This window comes from Variovorax boronicumulans (assembly GCF_009811375.1).
GTDB lineage: Bacteria > Pseudomonadota > Gammaproteobacteria > Burkholderiales > Burkholderiaceae_C > Variovorax > Variovorax boronicumulans.
The window spans coordinates 3731099-3751785 of record NZ_BKDH01000001.1 but is presented as its reverse complement, the minus strand read 5'-3'; the positions used below and the strand labels follow the sequence as shown (position 1 = coordinate 3751785).

18 protein-coding genes are annotated in these 20687 nt (G+C 69.7%); 8 read left to right on the top strand and 10 right to left on the bottom strand.

The genetic code is table 11. The features are described from left to right. Position 1: 1 nt before the first annotated feature. From VHAB30_RS17230 to VHAB30_RS17220, 3 genes are all read left to right on the top strand, one after another. On the top strand, positions 2-361 hold the full coding sequence (locus VHAB30_RS17230; protein ID WP_159277910.1) for a hypothetical protein: 360 nt from the start codon (positions 2-4) through the stop codon (positions 359-361). Positions 362-478: 117 nt separating this feature from the next. Next, positions 479-2644 carry a TonB-dependent receptor gene (locus tag VHAB30_RS17225; protein WP_159277909.1) on the top strand — a complete coding sequence of 722 codons (2166 nt, stop codon included), beginning with the start codon at positions 479-481 and terminating at the stop codon, positions 2642-2644. A gap of 17 nt (positions 2645-2661) precedes the next feature. Next, positions 2662-4236 (top strand): PepSY domain-containing protein, encoded by a 1575-nt coding sequence (locus tag VHAB30_RS17220; protein ID WP_159277908.1) that lies wholly within the window; start codon positions 2662-2664, stop codon positions 4234-4236. Here the strand turns inward: VHAB30_RS17220 and VHAB30_RS17215 are convergent. Continuing rightward, complete coding sequence (locus VHAB30_RS17215; RefSeq protein WP_159277907.1) at positions 4169-5395, bottom strand: D-amino acid dehydrogenase; 1227 nt, start codon at positions 5393-5395, stop codon at positions 4169-4171. The genes VHAB30_RS17220 and VHAB30_RS17215 overlap by 68 nt on opposite strands. A gap of 201 nt (positions 5396-5596) precedes the next feature. On the opposite strand from VHAB30_RS17215, the gene VHAB30_RS17210 reads away from it, so the two are divergent. The 5 genes from VHAB30_RS17210 to VHAB30_RS17190 all read left to right on the top strand — a co-directional run bounded on the left by VHAB30_RS17210 (position 5597) and on the right by VHAB30_RS17190 (position 9643). Beyond that, positions 5597-6487 (top strand): transporter substrate-binding domain-containing protein, encoded by an 891-nt coding sequence (locus tag VHAB30_RS17210; protein WP_062468917.1) that lies wholly within the window; start codon positions 5597-5599, stop codon positions 6485-6487. A 20-nt stretch (positions 6488-6507) separates the two neighbouring features. Continuing rightward, a complete protein-coding gene (locus VHAB30_RS17205) occupies positions 6508-7248 on the top strand; it encodes an aspartate/glutamate racemase family protein (protein WP_159277906.1) in 741 nt (246 codons plus the stop codon). A gap of 127 nt (positions 7249-7375) precedes the next feature. Continuing rightward, a complete protein-coding gene (locus tag VHAB30_RS17200; RefSeq protein ID WP_159277905.1) occupies positions 7376-8275 on the top strand; it encodes a dienelactone hydrolase family protein in 900 nt (299 codons plus the stop codon). A 112-nt stretch (positions 8276-8387) separates the two neighbouring features. Further along, positions 8388-9293, top strand: coding sequence for a ZIP family metal transporter (locus tag VHAB30_RS17195; protein WP_159277904.1), 906 nt, complete (start codon positions 8388-8390; stop codon positions 9291-9293). Positions 9294-9424: 131 nt separating this feature from the next. Then, positions 9425-9643, top strand: coding sequence for a hypothetical protein (locus VHAB30_RS17190; protein ID WP_159277903.1), 219 nt, complete (start codon positions 9425-9427; stop codon positions 9641-9643). A gap of 19 nt (positions 9644-9662) precedes the next feature. Here VHAB30_RS17190 and VHAB30_RS17185 read toward each other — a convergent pair whose 3' ends face one another. From VHAB30_RS17185 to VHAB30_RS17145, 9 genes are all read right to left on the bottom strand, one after another. Beyond that, a complete protein-coding gene (locus VHAB30_RS17185) occupies positions 9663-11048 on the bottom strand; it encodes an amidase (protein ID WP_159277902.1) in 1386 nt (461 codons plus the stop codon). A 63-nt stretch (positions 11049-11111) separates the two neighbouring features. Beyond that, a complete protein-coding gene (locus VHAB30_RS17180) occupies positions 11112-12743 on the bottom strand; it encodes a dipeptide ABC transporter ATP-binding protein (RefSeq protein ID WP_159277901.1) in 1632 nt (543 codons plus the stop codon). Positions 12744-12745: 2 nt separating this feature from the next. Then, the gene (locus VHAB30_RS17175) at positions 12746-13696 is read right to left on the bottom strand and encodes an ABC transporter permease (protein WP_070061793.1); all 951 of its coding nucleotides are present in this window, start codon (positions 13694-13696) and stop codon (positions 12746-12748) included. Between the two features lie 21 nt (positions 13697-13717). Next, complete coding sequence (locus VHAB30_RS17170) at positions 13718-14659, bottom strand: ABC transporter permease (RefSeq protein ID WP_062468895.1); 942 nt, start codon at positions 14657-14659, stop codon at positions 13718-13720. 141 nt (positions 14660-14800) lie between these two features. Further along, positions 14801-16399 carry an ABC transporter substrate-binding protein gene (locus tag VHAB30_RS17165; protein ID WP_159277900.1) on the bottom strand — a complete coding sequence of 533 codons (1599 nt, stop codon included), beginning with the start codon at positions 16397-16399 and terminating at the stop codon, positions 14801-14803. 6 nt (positions 16400-16405) lie between these two features. Next, on the bottom strand, positions 16406-16945 hold the full coding sequence (locus tag VHAB30_RS17160; protein WP_095744276.1) for a MarR family winged helix-turn-helix transcriptional regulator: 540 nt from the start codon (positions 16943-16945) through the stop codon (positions 16406-16408). Between the two features lie 234 nt (positions 16946-17179). Beyond that, positions 17180-18637, bottom strand: coding sequence for an N-acyl-D-amino-acid deacylase family protein (locus tag VHAB30_RS17155; protein WP_159277899.1), 1458 nt, complete (start codon positions 18635-18637; stop codon positions 17180-17182). Positions 18638-18650: 13 nt separating this feature from the next. Further along, entirely contained in the window at positions 18651-19652 is a 1002-nt protein-coding gene (locus VHAB30_RS17150; RefSeq protein WP_159277898.1) for an ABC transporter ATP-binding protein, read from the bottom strand. Then, positions 19649-20683: an ABC transporter ATP-binding protein gene (locus tag VHAB30_RS17145; RefSeq protein WP_159277897.1), complete on the bottom strand. Its 1035-nt coding sequence runs from the start codon at positions 20681-20683 to the stop codon at positions 19649-19651. Before VHAB30_RS17145 ends, VHAB30_RS17150 begins: the two co-directional genes overlap by 4 nt. Positions 20684-20687: the final 4 nt, after the last annotated feature.

The following is a 20687-nucleotide window of genomic DNA, read 5'->3' as shown; positions in this document are numbered from 1 at the left end:
CATGCACGCCCTTCGAACCTTCTGCGCAATGCACCGTCTGGTGCTGGCGTGGTTCATGGCGTCGCTGTTGATTGCGGGCGCATCGCCGCTCGTGAACCCGCAGGCGATGGAGCTGGTGTGTTCCGCCGCCGGCACCGTCAAGCTCATCGTGCAGGGCGACGACGGCGCCACCGAAGTCGGCATGGCGGCCATGGACTGCCCGCTGTGCATGGTCTCCGGCCCGCCGCCCGCCGCCGCGCAGGTGACGCTGCCCACGCCGCTGCCGCTGGGCCGCGCGCTGCAACCGATTCCCGCTGCCCGCCTCGCGGCAGCCACGGCCTCGCCGCTGCCGGCGCGCGGGCCGCCCACGCATCTCTCCTGAGCTTCGTCGTTCCTGCACCTGACGCCGCCTGAACGGGCCGCGCGGTGCGTTCCCGGTCGTTGTGCGGCCGGCGCTGCGCTTCATTGTTTTCGCCAGCGCCGTCGCAAGAGAGATGCCATGCCCACCCTTTCCCGTACCCCCGCCCTGGGGTTGCTTGCCCTGTTCGGCGCCGTTCATGCGCCTGCCCATGCCCAGACCGCCGTGTCGTCGCTGCCCCCGATCGAAGTGGCCGACGACGCGCCGCGCCCCAACGGCCGGCTCGACCTCGACACGCCCGCCGACACCGCGAGCCGCCTGGGCCTCACGCCGCGCGAGACGCCGGCCTCGGTCACGGTGGTGAACCGCGCGGTGCTCGATGCGCGCGGCGCGCAGAACACGCAGGAGGCGCTGCGCGCCGTGCCCGGCGTGACCGCGCACGATGCGCCCGGCAACGTCGGCGTGAGCTACCGGGGCTTCGGCAGCGGCTCGATCGCGCAGCTGTTCAACGGCATCAACCTGCAGTACTCGATCGCGGCGCGCCCGGTGGACAGCTGGATCTACGACCGCGTCGAGGCCATCGGCGGCCCGTCGAGCTTCCTGTTCGGCTCGGGTGCGCTGGGCGGCTCGATCAACTACATCACCAAGGCGCCCGAGCGCAGCGACTTCGCCGAAGCGCAGCTGCGCCTGGGCACGCAGAACCTGAAGGAGGCCTCCTTCGGCCTCAACCGCCGCATCGCCGGCGACGGCGGCGCGGGCAGCCACTACGCGCGCATCGACGTGAACCACCGCGACGCCCACGGCTGGACCGACGGCACCAAAAGCAAGTCGACGCAGCTCGCGGCCTCGCTGCTGTCGGACTTCGGCGGCGGCCTGAAGCACACGCTGGCCTACGAGTACCAGGACGAAGACGTGACGCGGCCCTACTGGGGCACGCCGGTGCTGAACCCGGCGGGCGGCGAGATGCGCATCGACCGCGGCACACGCTTCAAGAACTACAACAGCGCCGACGGCCTCTATGCGCAGCGCGTGCAGTGGCTGCGTTCGGTCACCGAATGGCAGGCCAGCGACGCGCTGCAGTTCAAGAACACCTTCTATGCCTACGACGCGCTGCGCGACTACCGCAACGTCGAGAACTACCGCTACAACGCGCGCAACACGGCCGTCATCCGCTCGGGTGCCTTGCTGCAGCGGCACGACCAGGACGTGTGGGGCAACCGCGTCGAAGGCCTCTACAAGGGGCAGCTCGGCGGGTTCAAGAGCGACTGGTCATTCGGGCTGGACTTCAGCGTGAACCGGCAGACGCGCTTTCCCAACAGCCTGCCCGGCACCGTGAGCACGGTGAACCCGTACGTCTTCGCCACCGAGCGCTTCTTCGACGTGCCGGGCATGACGCCGGGCTTCCGGCCCGACCGCGACAACAAGGTGCGGACCACCGCGCTGTACCTGGAGAACCGCACCGCGCTGCAGCCGTCGCTGCACCTCGTGACGGCGCTGCGCCACGAGCGCATCGACCTCGACCTGGTCAACCGCCGCACCGTGGACGCGGCGAACCCGGCCACCTTCCATCGCGGCTACCGGCCCACCACTGGCCGCATCGGCCTGGTGTGGGACTTCGCGCCCGGCGCCAACCTGTACGCGCAGTACGCCACCGCGGCCGATCCGCCGTCGGGCGTGCTCTCGACCGCCTCGTTCGCCGATGTGCGCAACAACAGCGAGCTCACCACCGGCCGGCAGGTCGAGGTCGGCACCAAGCTCGACTTCTGGCAGGGCAAGGGCACGGCCACGCTCGCGGCCTACAGCATCCGCCGCACCAACATCGCGACGCAGGACCCGGCCAACAGCGCGCTCACGGTGCTGGTCGGCGAGCAGTCGTCCAAGGGCGTGGAGCTGGCGCTCGGGCTGCAGCCCACGCCGCAGTGGTCGCTGCAGGGCAACCTCACGTACGTCGATGCGCGCTACGAGCAGTTCCGCCAGGGCGGCGTGTCGCTCGCGGGCCGCACGCCGACCAACACGCCGGCGGTGGTCGCGAACCTCTGGGTGTCGTACGCCATCACGCCGCGCCTGCAGGCCACGGCGGGTGTGCGGCATGTGGGCAAGGTGTATGCCGATGCGGCCAACACGATGCACTGGCCCGGCTACACGCTGCTCGACCTCGGGCTGAGCTGGCAGGTGAACCGCAACGTCACGCTGGTGGGGCGCGTGCGCAACGCGACCGACCGCGTGTACGCCGCGAACGTCGGCACCGGCTTCGCCTACCTCGGCGCGCCGCGCACGGCCGATGTGTCGGTGCGCGTGAGCTTCTGAATCGAAGGAGCGCCGCCATGCATGCCAAACGCTGGTTGTTCCTGATCCACCGCTGGCTGGGCGTGGTCGTCTGCGCCTTCTTCGCGATGTGGTTCGTCTCGGGCGTGGTGATGATGTACGTGGGCTACCCCAAGCTCACCGAGGCCGAGCGTCTGCAGCACCTGCCGCCGCTCGATGCGAAGGCACCCTTGCTCGGCCCGCGACAGGCGCTCGATGCGGCCGGTATCGCGGGGCCGTTGCAGGACCTGCGACTCGCCGTGGCCAGCGGCGGGCAGTCGGTGTACCTCGCGGTGCCGGCGAGCGCGGCAGAACCCGGCGCGCGCCGATCGCCACCGGGGCGCGGCGTGGTCGTCGTCGATGCGCAGACCGGCGCCGTGCTGCGCCAGGTCGACCGCGCCCGCGCACTCATCAGCGCGCAGGCCTATGGGGGCGAGGGCGTGGTGCTCCAGTACCGGGGCACCATCGACGAAGACGCCTTCACCCATTCGCGCGGGCTCGACGCGCACCGCCCGCTGCATGTGGTCGACCTGGCCGATGCGCAGGCCACGCGGCTGTACATCTCGGGTCGAACCGGCGAGGTGGTGCGCGATGCACCGCGCGCCGAGCGGCTGTGGAACTACGCCGGCGCGTGGATCCACTGGCTGTACCCGCTGCGCGGCACGGGCCTGGACCGCTACTGGGCCGACATCGTCAACTGGCTGTCGATCGTCGGCATCGCCGTCACGCTCACCGGCACCGTGGTGGGCGTGATGCGCTGGCGCTTCCGGCGCACCTACAAGAGCGGCTCGCACTCGCCGTACCAGGGCTTCATGATGCGCTGGCATCACATCAGCGGGCTGCTGTTCGCGCTCGTCACGCTGACGTGGATCTTCAGCGGGCTGATGTCGATGAACCCCTGGCGCGTGTTCGACAGCGGCGCGCCGGCATTGCGCATGGCGGCGATGCAGGGCGGGCCGCTCGTTGTAGGCATGGGCGAGGCGACGCCCGCTGCATTGCTGGCTTCCACGCGTGGCGACATCCGCGAACTGCGCTGGGTGCGCGCGGCGGGGCAGACGCTGGTGCTGGCCAGCACCGCCAGCGGCCGGCCGCTGGTGCGCGATGCGGCCAGCGCGCAGCCTCGGCAGATCGAACCCGCGGCGCTGCGCACCGCCGTCGCGCAACTGCTGCCCGACCCGGTCGCGCGCATCGACGTGCTCACCGCCTACGACAGCCACTACTACACGCGCGAAGCGCACACCATGACTGGCGGCAGCGAGAAGCCGTTGCCCGTCTGGCGCGTGGTGTTCGCCGACACGCACGCCACCTGGGTCCATGTCGATCCGCAGACCGGCGCCATGCTCGGCCGCAGCGACAGCACGCGCCGGTGGAGCCGCTGGCTGTTCGCGATGCTGCACAGTTGGGACTGGCTTCCGCTGCTCGCGCACCGTCCGCTGTGGGACGTGCTGCTGGTCGTGCTCAGTGCGGGCGGTGCGCTGCTGAGCCTGACCGGCGTGGTGATCGGCTGGCGGCGCCTGGGCCGCAAGCTCAGAAGCGCGACGGGGCCGCGTCCAGCGCCTGCGCGATCCGCTGCGCCGAGCCGAAGGCCAGCGTGAAACCCAGCGCGCCGTGGCCGGTGTTGAAGAGCATGTTCGACGGCGCGTGCGGCAGCCGCCCGATGATCGGCAGGCCCTTCGGCGTGGCCGGGCGCATGCCGGTCCAGGGGTGCAGTTCGGCCAGGCGGCTGGCGCGCGGGAACACGGCGCGCGTGGTGTCGGCCAGCGTCTCGATGCGCGTGGCCGGAATGCTCGCGTCGTGCCCCACGAGCTCGGCCATGCCCGCCACGCGCAGGCGCGAGCCGATGCGCGCGAAGACGACCTTGCGCGCGCTGTCGGTCACGTTCACGCGGGGTGCCGCACCGGGGGCGGGGTCGACGTCGACCGTGATGCTGTAGCCCTTGAGCGGGTACACCGGCAGGTAGGCACCGAGCGCACGACCGAGCTTGTGCGAGGCCGAGCCCAGCGCCATCACGAAGGCATCGGCTTCGATGTCGCCTTCACTGGTCTGCACGGCGGCGACGCGGCCTTCGCTGCGCGCAAAGCCGTGCACGTCGGCACCGAGCATGAAGCGCACGCCGCGCGCGCTCAGTGCGCGCATCAGCTCGGCGCACACCTTGAGGCAGTCGGCCGCGCACTCGCTCGGCGTGTGGACCGCACCGGCCATCTGGCCGCGGTAGTCCGCGAGCGCGGGCTCGATGGCCACGCACTCATCGGGCGTGACGATGCGCTGCTCGCTGCCCAGTGTGCGCTGCAGTTCGACTTGCGCGCGCGCGCCGGCCAGCGAGGCGGCGCTCGCATAGAGCACGAGCTTGCCGGTGGCGGAGAAATCGCAGTCGGGTGCGATGTCGGCCTGCATGGCCTCGAAGCCCGTGCGGCTCGCGGCCGCCAGCGCCAGCAGCTGCGCGGTGGTGTCGCGCGAGGTCGCGGCGTTGCACGCGGCCAGGAAGGCCAGGCCCCAGCGCCACTGCAGCGGATCGAGCTGCGGGCGCAGCTTCAGCGGCGAAGTGGGGGAGAACAGCAGCTTGGGCAGCTGCGTCCAGATCGACGGATCGGCCAGCGGCTGCACGTACGAGTAGCTCAGCTGCGCGCCGTTGCCGCCGCTGGCGCCCGCGCCGGGCGCCGCGCGGTCGATCACCGTGACCTGGTGGCCCTGGCGCTCGAGTTGCCAGGCGGTCGCCAGGCCCACGATGCCGGCGCCGAGCACGCACACATGCATGGAGGCAACTTTCCGGAAGTGAAGAAGAAAGGGAACAGAAGAGACAGCGTGCGACTGTAGAGGCCCCTCGCCGTGCCCGGAAATGCCAAAAGAACCCAGCCCATAACCTTTGGGCATGACCCCGGGGTTAATTGGAATTGTCCCGATGTGTCACTCCTTCTTACACTGGCTGTCTGTTCAATCCAACCGATGAAGGCTCGAATGAAACTCTCCGTTTTGATGGCGTCCCTGGCTGCCGCGGTCCTCTTCACTGCACCGGCCGCGCAGGCTGCCGACACGCTCGCCAAGATCGCCGAGTCCGGCAAGATCTCGCTCGCCTACCGCGAGTCGTCGGTGCCCTTCAGCTACCTGGACGGCCCCAACAAGCCGATCGGGTTCTCGGTGGAACTCTCCAACGCCGTGGTCGAGGCGGTGAAGAAGAAGTTGAACAAGCCCAACCTGCAGGTCTCGCTGATGGCGGTCACCTCGCAGAACCGCATCCCGCTGATCACCAACGGCACCATCGACCTGGAGTGCGGCTCCACCACCAACAACACCGCGCGCGGCAAGGACGTGGCCTTTGCGGTGAACCACTTCTATACGGGCACGCGCCTGCTGACGAAGAAGTCTTCCAAGATCAAGGACTACGCCGACCTCGCCAAGAAGACCGTGGCCAGCACCACCGGCACCACCAACGCGCTGGTCATGCGCAAGTACAACACCGAGAAGAACCTCGACATGAACATCGTGCTCGGCAAGGACCACGCCGACGCGTTCCTGCTGGTCGAGAGCGATCGCGCCGTGGCCTTCGCCATGGACGACATCCTGCTGTTCGGCCTCATCGCCAACTCGAAGAATCCGGCCGACTACGAAGTGGTGGGCGAGTCGCTGCAGGTCGAGCCCTACGCCTGCATGCTGCCCAAGGACGACCCGGCCTTCAAGAAGCTGGTGGACGACACCTTCACCGCCATGATGAAGAGCGGCGAGTTCGAGAAGCTCTACACCAAGTGGTTCATGCAGCCGATCCCACCGAAGAACGTGCCGCTGAACCTGCCGATGAGCGACCAGCTCAAGGAAAACCTGAAGGCCTTCAGCGACAAGCCGGCCACCTGATCGAAGGCAAGAGAAAAGACATGGTCGCAGCCACACAGGTCGTCGGCATCCTCGGGGGCATGGGCCCCGCGGCGGGCGCCGACTTCGTCCGGCTCTTCGTGCAGGCCTGCGCGCAGCAGATGCGTGCGCGCGGCGAGCCGGTGCGCGACCAGTCCTTTCCCGAACACTGGCTGGCGCAGGTGCCGGTGCCCGACCGCACCGGCGCGCTGGCCTCCGATGCGCAGGGCGCGCACCAGCCGCTCGAACCGATGCTGCAGGCGCTGGGCCGGCTGGCCGCGCTGGGCAGCCGCGCCGTGGCCATCGCCTGCAACACCGCGCATGCGTGGCACGCCAACCTGCAGGAGCGCTTTCCGCAGGTCGAGCTGCTGCACATGGCGCGCGAAACCGCGCAGCACCTGGCCGCGCAGGGCGCGAGCGAAGTGGCGCTGATGGCCACCGAAGGCACCTACCGCGTGCGGCTGTACGAGCAGGCGCTGGCCGAGGCCGGCCTGGGCTGCCATGTGCCGTCGGCCGACGAGCGCCAGACCATCATGCGCGGCATCTTCGACGGCGTGAAGGCCGGCAACCTGCCGCTGGCCGAACGCTGCTTCTCCGAGGTCGCGCTGCGGTTGGCCGAGCGGCACGGCCCGGTCACGATCATCATGGGCTGCACCGAGGTGCCGCTGGGCCTGCAGGGCTCGACCGCGGTGGCGGGGCTGCGCCTCGTCGATCCGGCGCAGGTGCTGGCCGAGGCGCTGGCACGGCGGGCCTACGGCACCTGACCGCAGCCCGAAGCGGCCCGGCTGCTTTACGGTCCGGTCATACGGCCCGGCCCGATTTCGCCTACATTGCGGCGTGCGTTTTTCTACGCCACACCCCCTTGTCAGACGATTCAACCGGAGCCCTTGCATGACCTCCTTCGACGACAACCGTTCCGAATTCGATTCGCTGCGCCCCGGCGACAGCACCGAGCAGGGGGCCACGCGCCGCACCGCGCTCAAGGCCGCCCTCGGTGTCGGCTACGCCGCCGCCGTGCTGCCGGTGGCCGCGCAGACGGCCATCACCACCCCGGCCGACGGCCTGAAGGCCGGCCCCATCAAGTACACCGTCAACGGCTTCGGGGTGCCTGCCTATGCCGCGGCGCCGGCCGGCAAGACGGGGCTGCCCGTGGTGCTGGTGATCCAGGAGATCTTCGGCGTGCACGAGTACATCGCCGACACCTGCCGCCGCTTCGCCGAGCTGGGCTACCTGGCCATCGCGCCCGAGCTGTATGCGCGCCAGGGCGATCCGCGCGGCTACACCGACATTCCCAAGCTGCAGGCCGACATCGTCACCAAGGTGCCCGATGCGCAGGTCATGGCCGACCTCGACGGCGCGCTGGCCTGGGCCAAGGCCAACGGCGGCGACACGAGCAAGGCCGGCATCACCGGCTTCTGCTGGGGCGGGCGCATCGTGTGGCTGTATGCGGCCACGGGCAAGGTCAAGGCCGGCGTGGCCTGGTACGGCCGGCTGGTCGGGCAGGCCAGCGAACTGCAGCCGAAACACCCCGTCGACATCGCCGCCAGCCTGCAGGCGCCGGTGCTCGGCCTGTACGGCGGAAAAGACCAGGGCATCCCCCTTGACACGGTTGATAAGATGAAAGCTGCTCTGGCCGGTGGGACTCCGGCGGCCAAGGCATCGAGCTTCGTCGTGTACCCCGAAGCAGGCCACGCGTTCCACGCCGACTACCGCCCCAGCTACCTCAAGAGCGCCGCGGACGACGGCTGGCAGCGTGCCACGGCCTGGTTCAAAGCCAATGGTGTCGCCTGACCGAAGACGGCGCCCGTAGCCACCCGCCGCCGAAGGCCGTCCGAAGTGACGGCCTTTCTCTTTTTATGAACGGAACAAGGCCGTACCGGCCGTCCCTCTTGCGCAAGCAGCTATGAATTTGATAGTAATTCTCGTGGCGACCCTGGTCGCCGGCATCGGAAGCGTCTGGCTCGCGGCCCTGCTGCTGCGCGTGGGCGTGCGCAGCGGCGGCGGCGGCGTGAACCCGCAGCACCTGCTGAGCCTGGCGGCCGGCGCGCTGCTGGCCACGGCCTTCATGCACCTGCTGCCCGAGGCCTTCGAAAGCCGCATCGAGCCCGCGCTGCTGTTTGCGGTGCTGCTGTTCGGGCTGGTGTTCTTCTTTCTGCTCGACAAGGCCGAGCTGTGGCACCACGGGCATGAGCACCACCATGGCGACGTCGCACCCGACAAGGGCGAAGCGCACGATCACCACGGCCACGATCACGGTCATTCACACGGCCACGCCCACCACCACCCACCCACCACGGGCGGCGGCGGCTGGGCCGTGCTCACCGGCGACAGCGTGCACTGCTTCGGCGACGGCATCCTGATCGCCTCGGCCTTCGTGGCCGACATCCGCCTGGGCCTCGTGGCCGCGCTGGCCGTGCTCGCGCACGAAGTGCCGCACCACATCGGCGACCTCGTGGTGCTGCGCCAGAGCTCGGCCAATTCGCGCGCGGCGCTGGTGAAGGTGTCGCTTGCGGGCACGATGACCATGCTCGGCGGCATCGCGGGCTGGTGGCTGGTCGACCAGCTGCATGGCTGGCTGCCGTACTTCCTGGTGCTGGCGGGCAGCAGCTTCGTTTATGTGGCACTGGCCGACCTGATTCCGCAGCTGCAAAAGCGCCTGCCCGCGCGCCAGACCGCGGCGCAGATCGCGTGGCTGGCAGCGGGCATCCTGCTGGTCACGCTCGTGAGCCGGCTGGCGCACGGCGAGCATGGCCACGAACACGGCCATGATGAAGGACACGGCGAGCACGGCCACGTCCACAAGGACTGACGACAACGCGTGTGGGCGGCCTCGGGAGACGGGAAACTTTCCGACACCGACGTCAGCCCGTCGATCCACCGCAAGGGGCAAAACAGGCGCACCATAGAGGGCCGTTTACTCATCTGCCGAGGAATTCGATCATGACGCCCCAAGCCGATGCCACCGCGCGCTCCGTCTCGTCGTCCGAAGACGACGATGACGACAGCACGCCTGCCGACGACTTCGACGAACTCGAAGCCGATGCGTCCGACGATCTGTCGGACGAAACGGGCATCGACCTCACCGATGCCAGCGAGCTCGATGCCGACAACGTGCCGGCCGACGAAGAGTTCGACCGCGTGATGAACGCGCCGGACTGATTCGCCTGACCCAGCCCGGTCAGGCCGGTTCAGGCCAGCGCGCCTGTGCCGGACGCACCGATTCGTAGAAGCGCGCCATCTGCAGCACGCCCAGGTCGTCGAAGCGACGTCCCGCGATCTGCAGGCCGATCGGCAGGCCATTTTTCGCATGGCCGCAGTTGATCGAGGCGGCCGGTTGTTCCGACTGGTTGAACACCGACGTGAAGTGCGAGTCCTTCAGCAGGTTTTCCGAGCCGCTGTTGATGGCCTCCGCCGCGAAGGGCAGCACCGGCGACACCGGCGACAGCACGTAGTCGAAGGGCTGCGTGGCCGCCACGGTGGCCGCGCGCAGCGCCTGCATGCGCGTGAAGGCGCGGAAGGTGTCTTCGGGCGTGAGCGAGGCGGCGAACTCCGCCGCCTGGTGGATGTAGCCGGCCGCGAGCTTCGCGCGCTCTGGCGGCATCGCGGCCAGGTCGACGCGGCAGCGCATGGTGAAGAAGTGGGCCATGCCCATGCGCATGTCCAGCGTGGTCCAGTCGGCCAGCGGCTCGACGATGGCGCCGGCCTGCTCGAACAGGCGGGCCGCGGCCAGCACGGCCTCTTTCACTTCCGCATCGATCGGCCAGCCGCCCATGGTCTCGGTCCACAAACCGATGCGCAGGCCCTTCACGTTGCGCTCGAGCCGCTGCCACGCGAAGTCGTTCGGCGGCAGGCTCATGTAGTCGCGCGCGTCGGGGCGCGTCACCACCTGCATCAGCAGTGCGGCGTCGGCCACGGTGCGCGTCATCGGGCCGATCACGCGCGCCGCGGCGGGTGGGTCGACCGGGATGCGGCCCTGGCTGGGCTTGAGGCCGAACACGCCGCAGAAGCTGGCCGGAATGCGCACCGAGCCACCGATGTCGGTGCCCAGGTGCAGCGGGCCGTAGCCCGCGGCGGCGGCGGCGCCGGCGCCCGAGCTCGAGCCGCCGGTGTTGCGGCCCAGGTCCCACGGGTTGCGCGTGAGCGCGTGGAAGCTCGACGGCGCCGCGCCGAGAAAGCCGAAGTCGGGCATCGTCGTCTTGGTCACGATCACCGCGCCGGCTTCGCGCAGGCGCGCGGCGGCGGGTGCGTCGGCTGCGGCGGGCGCCAGCACGGTGGCGGCGCTGCCGATCGGCGTGGGCGTGCCGCGCGTGGCGATGTTCTCCTTCAGCGTGACCGGCACGCCGTCGAGATCGCCCTGCGGCTTGCCCTGGGCCCAGCGTGCCTCGGAGGCGCGCGCCGATGCCAGCGCGGCTTCGGCGTCCAGCCCGTAGGTGGCGTGGATGTGCGGCTCCCAGCGCTCGATGCGCGCGAGCACGGCCTGCGTCACCTCGACCGGCGACAAGGCGCGGTCGCGGTAGCGTTCGAGCAACTGGAGGGCACTGAGTTCGTACAGGGGTGTGGTCATGTCTTCGTTTCTTCTTTGGGTGGAGGGATGAAGGTGGGTTGAAAGAGGGGAAGAGGGCGCCGTTCAGCCGGCCCCGAACGCATAGCCCTGGCCCGGCGCCGCGGCCAGCAGCGTGCGCGTGTAGGCCTCGCGCGGCGACAGCAGTACGTCGTGCGCGCTGCCTTCTTCGACGATGCGGCCCTTGTGCATCACGATCAGGCGGTCGCAGATCTGGCTGGCCACGCGCAGGTCGTGGGTGATGAACAGGATGCCGATCGACAGCCGCTGCTGGATCTCCGCCAGCAGCTTCAATATCTGGTCCTGCACCGACACGTCGAGCGCCGACACGGCCTCGTCGGCGATCAGCACGCGCGGCTCGCAGGCCAGTGCGCGCGCAATGCACAGCCGCTGGCGCTGGCCGCCCGAGAACTCGCTCGGGTAGCGGTGCAGCACCTCGGGCTGCAGCCGCACCAGCGCCATCAGCTCCTCGGCGCGCTGCCAGGCCTTGGCGTGAGGCACGCCGAAATTCACCGGCCCCTCGACGATCGACTGGCCCACCGTGCGGCGCGGGTTGAGCGAACGGTTCGGGTCCTGGAACACGACCTGCACCATGCGCCGGAACGCCGAGCGCTGCGCGCCGCGCGAGCCCTCGATGCCGGGCACGCGGATGTCGCCGTCGGTGGGTTCGATCAGCCGCGCGATGCAGCGCGCCACGGTCGACTTGCCCGAGCCCGATTCGCCCACGATGCCGACCGTTTCGCCCGCATGCAGCTTCAGCGACACGTCGGCCGCCGCATGCACCGTGCGGCGCTTGCCGGGCCAGCTGCCCGTGCGGTAGACCTTGCCCACGCCGCGCGCATCGAGCAGCGGCGCCTGGGCGTCGATGGGGGCGCGCAGCACCGGGGCCAGCCGCGGCACGGCGTCGAGCAGCATGCGCGTGTAGGCCTCCTTCGGGCGGCGCAGCACGTCGTCCTTCGGGCCGCTCTCGACCTGCCGGCCCAGCTGCAGCACCACCACCTGGTCGGCGATGTCCGCCACCACGCCGAAGTCGTGCGTGATGAACAGCACGGCGGTGCCGTTCTCCTGCTGCATCTCGCGGATGAGCGCGAGGATCTCGGCTTGCGTGGTCACGTCGAGCGCGGTGGTGGGCTCGTCGCAGATCAGCAGGGCCGGGCGCAGGATCAGCGCGATGGCGATCACGATGCGCTGGCGCTGCCCGCCCGAGAGCTGGTGCGGGTAGGCGTCGTAGATGCGCTGGGGCTCAGGCAGCCGCACGCGCTCGAAGATGGCCAGCACGCGCGCGCGGCGCGCGGCGGCGCCCAGTGTCGTGTGCTCGGCCAGGATCTCGTCGACCTGCGCGCCGCAGCGCATCACGGGGTTGAGCGCGGTCATCGGCTCCTGGAACACCATCGCCATGCGTGCGCCGCGCAGGGCGCGCAGCCGCGCCGGGCTGGCCGCGAGCACGTCCTCGCCCTGCACCTCGATGCACCCGGCCGAGGGCCGCAGCGACGCGGGCAGCAGGCCCATCGCGGCCTGCGCGATGACTGACTTGCCGGAGCCCGATTCGCCCAGCAAGCACACGACCTGGCCGGGCATCACGTCGAACGAGATGCCGTGCACCGCGTGTGCGCGGTCGGCGCCGGCGGGCAGGTCGATGGCGAGGTCGCGCACCACGAGGCAGGGCGCGGCAGACGTTGTGGAAGGGGTGGATGTCATGCTCAGCCTCCGCGTGCCTTGAACTTGGGATCGAGTGCGTCGCGCAGGCCGTCGCCGAGCATGTTCACGGCCAGCACCGTGAGCGCCAGGAAGAGGCCGGGCAGCAGCACGGTCGAGGGGTGCGAGGTGAAGTGCGTGCGGCCTTCGGACATGATGTTCCCCCAAGTCGGCACCTCGGACGGCAGGCCGATGCCCAGGAAGGACATCACGGCCTCCACCAGCATCGCCGCCGCGCAGATGAAGGTGCCCTGCACGATCAGCGGCGCCACCGTGTTGGGCAGGATGTGGCGCAACATCAGCTTCCAGGTCGGCGTGTCGAGCGCGACGGCCGCTTCCACGTACGGCTCTTCGCGCACCGACAGCACCACCGAGCGCACCAGCCGCGCCACGCGCGGCGTCTCGGGCACCACGATGGCCAGGATCACCGTGAGCAGGCTGGGCCGCCACACGGCCACCAGCACGATCGCGAACAGGATGCCGGGGATGGCCATCATCCCGTCCATCACCCGCATGATCACGCCGTCCAGGCGCCGGAAGTAGCCCGCCACCATGCCGACCACGAGGCCGAACGCGACCGAGCCCAGCGCCACCGCCACGCCCACCGACAGCGAGATGCGCGCGCCGTAGGCCGTGCGGCTCCACAGGTCGCGGCCCATGCTGTCGGTGCCCAGCGGGAAGAAGCGATCGAAGCTGTCGCCCGCCAGCGTGGTGAACTCGGCGCGTGCGCCGGGCGGCAGGTGCGAGTTCGCGGGGTCCATCGCGTTCGGGTCGATGGTGCCGAGCCAGGGCGCGGCCACCGCCAGCAGCAGCATCGCGGCCAGCAGGACGCCGCCGATGCGCACGCCGCCGTTGGCGAGCAGGCGGCGCAGCAGCGAGCGGGCCGGGGCCCGGGGTGCGGCGGGAGGAACCGCGGCAGAGGCAGGCGCATCGTCGCGCAGGGAGATCGAAGTCATGGCGGGGCTTTCGAAGGAAGGTCAGTACCGGATGCGCGGATCGAGCAGCAGGTAGCTCAGGTCCACCAGCAGGTTGACCACCACGTACACGAGCGAGAAGAAGAGGGTGATCGCCTGGATCAGCGGGTAGTCGCGCGAGAGCACGGCGTCCACCGTGAGCTGGCCCAGGCCGGGGATCGCGTAGATCGTCTCGGTGACCACCACGCCGCCGATCAGGCCCGCCACGCTCAGGCCGATGACGGTGGCGATCGGCACGGCGGCGTTGGCCAGTGCGTGGCGCAGCAGCATGCGCCACTCGGCGATGCCCTTGGCGCGCGCGGTGCGCACGTAGTCTTCGGTGAGCGCCTCCGACACCGCCGCGCGCGTGACCCGCGCGATGAGCGCCGCGTACATCACGGCCAGCGTGACGCAGGGCAGCGCCAGGTGGCGCAGCCACGGGCCCACGCCGTCGCCGATGCGCTGGTAGCCCTGCGAGGGCAGCCAGCCGAGCTGCATCGAGAACAGCCAGATCATCACGTAGCCGGCCACGAACACCGGCACCGAGAAGCCGAGCACCGAGGCGCCCATGATGAAGCGGTCGAGCCGGCCGCCGCGCCGCGAGGCCGCGAGCACGCCCAGCGGCACGGCGATCAGCACCGTGAGCACCACCGTCACCGCCGCCACCGAGAGCGTGGGTTCCAGGCGCTGGCCGATCAGGTCGGTCACGCGCATCCGGTAGAAGAACGAATAGCCGAGGTCGCCGCGCAGCACCTGGCCGAGCCAGTGCACGAACTGCGTCACGATCGATGCGTCCAGGCCCAGCTGGGCGCGGATGCGCGCGATGTCCTGCGCGCTGGCCGCGTCGCCGGCGATGGCCGCCGCGGGGTCGCCGGGCGTCATGCGCAGCAGCAGGAAGACGATGACGGCCACGATCAGGAGCACGGGCGCGGTGGCCAGTCCGCGGCGCAACAGGAAGTGGAGCATGTGAATCAGGTCCTTGACGAGGGGCCGGGCGTGTGGCGCGGGCAAAGGAAGTCCCGCCCGGCTGCCGCGCAAGGCGCAGCCGGTCAGGGGTGGCGATCAGAAAGGGAGAGGGGCGGGCGCGCGGGCCGGCCTATGTCGCGGTCATGGCGATGGCGCGGACGTCTTGCGCACGTTCCAGTACAGCACCGCCGGAGACGGCAGCAGGCCGGTGACGGTGCCGCGGCGCACGGCCGTGGGCGCCTTGCCTTCACCGAGCGGGGCGAGCACGCCGTGTTCGAGCACGACCTGCTGGATCTGCGTGGCGATCTCCTTGCGCTGCGCGAGGTCGGCGGTGGCGATGAACTTGGTCTTCAGCGCCTCGAGCTCGGGCACCACGGGCCAGCCGAAATAACCCTGGTCGCCGTTGCCGGTCAGCGGGCTGTAGCCGATGGGGCTGCTCGCGTCCACGCCGCCCCAGAAGGTGATGAAGGCGTTCCAGCCGCCGTTCTCGGGCAGGTCTTTCTTGGCGCGCCGGGTCACGAGCGTGGCCCAGTCGGTGGTCTGCACGTCGACGTTGAAGCCCACCTGCTTGAGCAGCTGGCCGTACACCGCGGGCAGCTTGTTCAGCGCGGGCGCGTCGCCCGGCAGAAGGATCACCACGGGCTTGCCGTCGTAGCCCGATTCCTTGAGCAGCTTGCGCGCCTCTTCGAACTGCGGCTTGCCGGTGTAGAAGCCCGTCTTGTCGCTCGCGTAGAGCGAGCCGCACAGGTAGATCGAGGCGCAGGGCTTGTAGAAGTCGCGGAAGGTGACCTGCGCGCGCAGCATCGCCTCCTGGTTGATGGCCAGCATCGCGGCCTTCAGCGCCTTGGGGTTGTTGAAGGGCGGCACCTTGTGGTTGTAGAGCACCGTGAAGGGGCCCGCCGGCATCACGTCGACCAGCTCGATCTTGTCGTTGGTGCGCATGCCGGTGTAGCCCGACGATGGCACGGTCTCGAGCATGTCGACCTCGCCGTTGAGCAGCGCATTGGCCTGCGTCTGCGGGTCGCGCAGCATCACCCATTCGACGCGGTCCACATGCACCACCTTGCCGCCGGCCAGGCCCGAGGCGGGTTCCTTGCGCGGCACGTAGGCGGTGTTCTTGCGGTAGATGACGCGGTCGCCGGGGCGGAAGTCTTCCTTGGCGAGCGTGAAGGGGCCGGAGCCCACCATCTCGTCGATCTGCTTGTCGGCGGGCGTGTCGGCCACGCGCTTGGGCATGATGAACGGCACCAGCGGGTTGGGCTTGCCGAGCGCGTCGAGCACCACGCCGAAGGGCTGCTTGAACGTCATGCGAAAGCCGTTGGGGCCGTCGGCGGCGATGCTGTCCATCGCCTCGTACATCTTCTGGCCCAGCGTGTCGCGCTTGGCCCAGCGCGCCAGCGAGGCGATCACGTCCTGCGAGGTGACCGGCGCGCCGTCGTGGAACTTCAGGCCCGGGCGCAGCGTGAAGCTCCACACCTTGTTGTCGGCGCTCGCGCTGTACTTGTCGACCATCTGCGGCTTGATGACGCCCTTCTCGTCCATCGCGAAGAGGGTGTCGTAGATCATCAGGCCGTGGTTGCGCGTGATGTTGGCGGTGGTCCAGATCGGGTCGACGATCTTCAGATCCGACGAGGGCACGGTGCGAAGCACGGTCTGGGCGGACGCGGTGGCGGCGAAGCACAAAGCGAGCGCCGACAGGGAAGCCGCCGCGACGCGGCGCGGTGAAAAGTGGATTGCCATGGAGCCTTACTTCTTTCGGGAGGGAGCGGAAGACGAGGGGGAGGAAGACGGAGGCGATTCCTTGCTTTCGCGCAGCTGCACCAGCAGGAATTCGAAGATGTCGCGCGAGCCTTCTTCCGCGTCGATGAGCTTGTGCATGATGCGGCGCAGGTTCTCGATGTCGGCGACGCTCAGGCAGTCGAGAAAGCGCGCTTCCATCTCATGCCCGATGGGCTCGGCGCGCAGCACCATGTCGATGCCGGCGGGGCTCAGGCACAGGCGGATCTGCCGCGCGTCCTCGGCGCCAATCTGGCGCTCGACCAGCTCGCGCTGCACCAACGAACTCACCAGCTTGGAGACCAGCGTCTTCTCGATGGCGCAGGTCTGCACCAGCTGGCCCATGGTGATGCCGGGCGCGGCGCCGATCATGCGCAAGAGGCGCACGTCGCGGATCGACAGGCCGAGCTCGATCTCGTAGATGCGCGAGCCGCGGTCGCGCGTGCGCTGCGAGGCCAGGTCGAGCAGGACGTTGAGGTAGTCGTCTTTCAGGCGAAGCGGGGCGTGCATGGCGGGTTGGTAGAAGTCTTCAATAGTTGAAATGTTCAACTATGTGGGCAAACTACGCAAGCTCCGGGCCAGCTGTCGAGGGAAATCCCCTAGGCACGCACTGCCAGAGGGAAAGAGCGCAAGGGAGAAAGAAAAGCCGGGCCCCTGAGGCCCGGCGTGTTCACCGATCCGGTGCTGCGCATGCACCAGGATGCGAAGGCGGGCGCCGTGCAGGCGCCGCCGAGGTGCGAGGTGTCAGGCTGCGTCCTGGCGCACGATCACCTGCCCGTTGCGCGCCCCGCTATGCACGCCGTGGCGCCAGGTGACGGCGCCGTTCACGATCACCGCGTCGATGCCTTCGGCGGGTTCGGTCGGCGTTTCGTAGTTCGCGGTGTCGCGCACGGTGGCGGCATTGAAGACCACCACGTCGGCGTGGTGCCCAACCTTGAGCGCGCCGCGTTCGTGCAGGCCGAAGTTGCGCGCCGTGAGCCCGGTCATCTTCCACACGGCCGTCTCCAGCGGGAACAGCCCCACGTCGCGGCTGTAGTGCCCCAGCACGCGCGGGAAGGTGCCCCACAGGCGCGGGTGTGGCTTGTCGCCCAGCGGAATGCCGTCGGAGCCGATCATGGTTTCGTCGAAGGCGAGCACGCGCTGCACGTCGTCCTCGTCCATCATGAAATAGATGGCGCTGCCGGGCGACAGGCGCAGCGCGGCCTCTTCGCCCGACACGCCCCATTCGGCCGCGATGTCCTTCAGGTCGCGGCCCGCGCATTCGGGGTGCGGCACGCTGGAGGCGATGAGCACGCGGCCGTCCATCATCCCGCGGTCGGTGCGGATCATGGTGGAGCCCGCGGTGTACGGATAGCAGTCGAGCCCGATGCACTGGTGCTTCATCGCTTCCTGGATGAAGGGCAGCGTCACCTTGGTCTTGCCGAAGTTCTGCGTGTTCTGCACCTTGTGGTGCGACACCACCACCGGGATGTCGAGCGCGCGGCCGATGTGGAAGGTCTCTTCCAGCGACTCCATCACGTGGTCGCTCTCGTCGCGCATGTGCGTCACGTACAGCGCCTTGCGCGCCGTGAGCGGACGGCCGACCTCGATGATCTCCTCCGTGGTCGCCTTCACGGCCGGCGGGTAGAAGGTGCCCGTCGACAGGCCGATGGCGCCGGCCTGCATGGCTTCTTCGACCAGCGCCTGCATGGCGGCGATCTCCTGCGCGGTGGCGGGGCGGTCGAGGTCGGACATGGTCACGGCGCGCAGGGTCGAGTGGCCGACCATCGCTGCCACGTTGACCGACGAGGGCGTGGCGCGCAGCGCATCGAGGTAGGCTGCGAAGGTCGTGAAGCGGTCTTCCGGCGGCGTCTCGAGCAGGCTCAGCGGCATCGGCAGGTCCATGTCGGCACGCAGCGGCGCGGCGCTGATGCCGCAGTTGCCCGCCACCACGGTGGTCACGCCCTGCGACACCTTGAAGGGCATCTGCGCATGCGACAGCACGGCCTGGTCGTCGTGCGTGTGCGAGTCGATGAAGCCCGGTGCGACGATGCGGCCGGTGGCGTCGAGCGTCTGGTCGGCCGTGTGGCCCGCGAGCTTGCCGATGGCGGCGATGCGGCCATCGACGATGCCCACGTCGGCGTCGAAGCGCGGGGCCTTGGTGCCGTCGATCACGGTACCGCCGTGGATCAGCAGGTCGTAGTGGGGTGTCTTGTCGGTCATGAGGGCAATGCTTTCAACGGAAGTGGCAGGCGACCCAGTGGCCGCCCTGGGAAGTCGAGGGGCGCTCGCTCAGTTCGGGCGTCTTCTCCTTGCACACGGCCTGCGCCATCGGGCAGCGCGTGTGAAAGCGGCAGCCCGAGGGCGGGTTGGCCGGGCTCGGCGGATCGCCCTGCAGCAGCAGGCGGCGTGCCGGCGTGCGCGGGTTGGGCACGGGCACGGCCGACAGCAGGATCTCGGTGTACGGATGGCGCGGGGCCGAGAACAGCGTGTCGCGGTCGGCGATCTCCACGATGTGGCCGAGGTACATCACGGCCACGCGATGGCTGATGTGGCGCACCACGGCGAGGTCGTGCGCCACGAACAGGTAGGCGATGCCGAACTCGGCCTGCAGGTCCATCAGCAGGTTGACCACCTGGGCCTGCACCGACACGTCGAGCGCCGACACGGGCTCGTCGCAGACGATGAGCTTGGGGTTGAGTGCCAGGGCGCGTGCAATGCCCAGGCGCTGGCGCTGGCCGCCCGAGAACTCGTGCGGAAACTTCTTTGCCGCCTCGGGCCGCAGGCCCACGCGCGAGAACAGCCACTGCACGCGCTCGCGCCGCTCGGCCACCGAGACGTCGCCGAAGTTGCGCAGCGGCTCGGCCACGATGTCGCCGGCCGTGAGGCGCGGGTTCAGCGAGGCGTAGGGGTCCTGGAAGATGATCTGCAGGTCGCGCCGGCGCTGGCGCATCGCGTTCGCGGGCAGGGTCAGCAGCTCTTCGCCATCGAGCCGCACCGAGCCCGAGGTGGGCTCGACCAGCCGCATCACCGACTTGGCCGTGGTGGTCTTGCCGCAGCCCGACTCGCCGACCAGCGACAGCGTCTCGCCGTGCCCCACGGTGAACGACACGCCGTCGACCGCCTGGATCGCCGGCTTGGTCGGGCGCAGCCAGCGCCGCGGCGAGGTGTAGTGCTTGCGCAGCTCGCGCACCTGCAGCAGCGGCGCCTTGGTGGATGGGGTCGTCGTTGTCGTCATGCGCTCACCTCGGCAGCCTCGTCGGTCCATTGTTCCTGCACCGCGAAGCAGGCGACCACGTGCCCGTCGCCCTGCGTGGACAGCGGCGGCGTCTCGCGGCGGCAGCGTTCGCGCGCCTGCGCGCAGCGCGCGGCAAAGGCGCAGCCGCGCCCGAGCTCGTGCGCGGCGGGCACCATGCCCGGAATCTCGTGCAGTCGCGCGCTCGACGTGCTCATGGCGGGCATCGAGGCCATCAGCGCGCGCGTGTAGGGGTGCAGCGGGCGGTCGAACAGGTCGACCACGTCGGCCTCTTCCACCTTCTTGCCGGCGTACATGACCACCACGCGGTCGCAGCTCTCGGCCACCACGCCCAGGTCGTGCGTGATCATCACCACGCCCATGCCCAGCTCTTTCTGCAGCCGCTTGATGAGGTCGAGGATCTGCGCCTGGATGGTCACGTCGAGCGCGGTGGTGGGCTCGTCGGCGATCAGCACCTCGGGGTTGCAGGCCAGGGCCAGCGCGATCATCACGCGCTGGCGCATGCCGCCCGAGAGCTGGTGCGGGTATTCGTTCACGCGCCGCTCGGGCTCGGGAATCTGCACCAGGCGCAGCATCTCGACCGCGCGCTGCAGCGCCTCGGCGCGGCTGGCCTTCTGGTGCAGCTGCACGGTCTCGGCGATCTGCCGGCCCACGGTGAGCACCGGGTTCAGCGAGGTCATCGGCTCCTGGAAGATCATCGAGATGCGGTTGCCGCGGATCTGGCGCATCTCGCGTTCGCTCAGCTGCATCAGGTCGGTGCCGCGCAGGCGCACCGCGCCCATGTGGCGGCCGGGCGGCGTGGGCACCAGCCGCAGGATCGAGAGCGCCGTCACGCTCTTGCCGCAGCCCGATTCGCCGACCACGCCGAGCGTGCGGCCCGCGCGCACGGTGTACGACACGCCGTCGACCGAGCGCACGGTGCCCGCGAGCGTGCTGAAGTAGGTGCGCAGGTTGTCGACCTCGAGCAAGGGCTCGCCGGGGGCGAGGGTGACCTGGGACATGGGGATGGTCATGGCG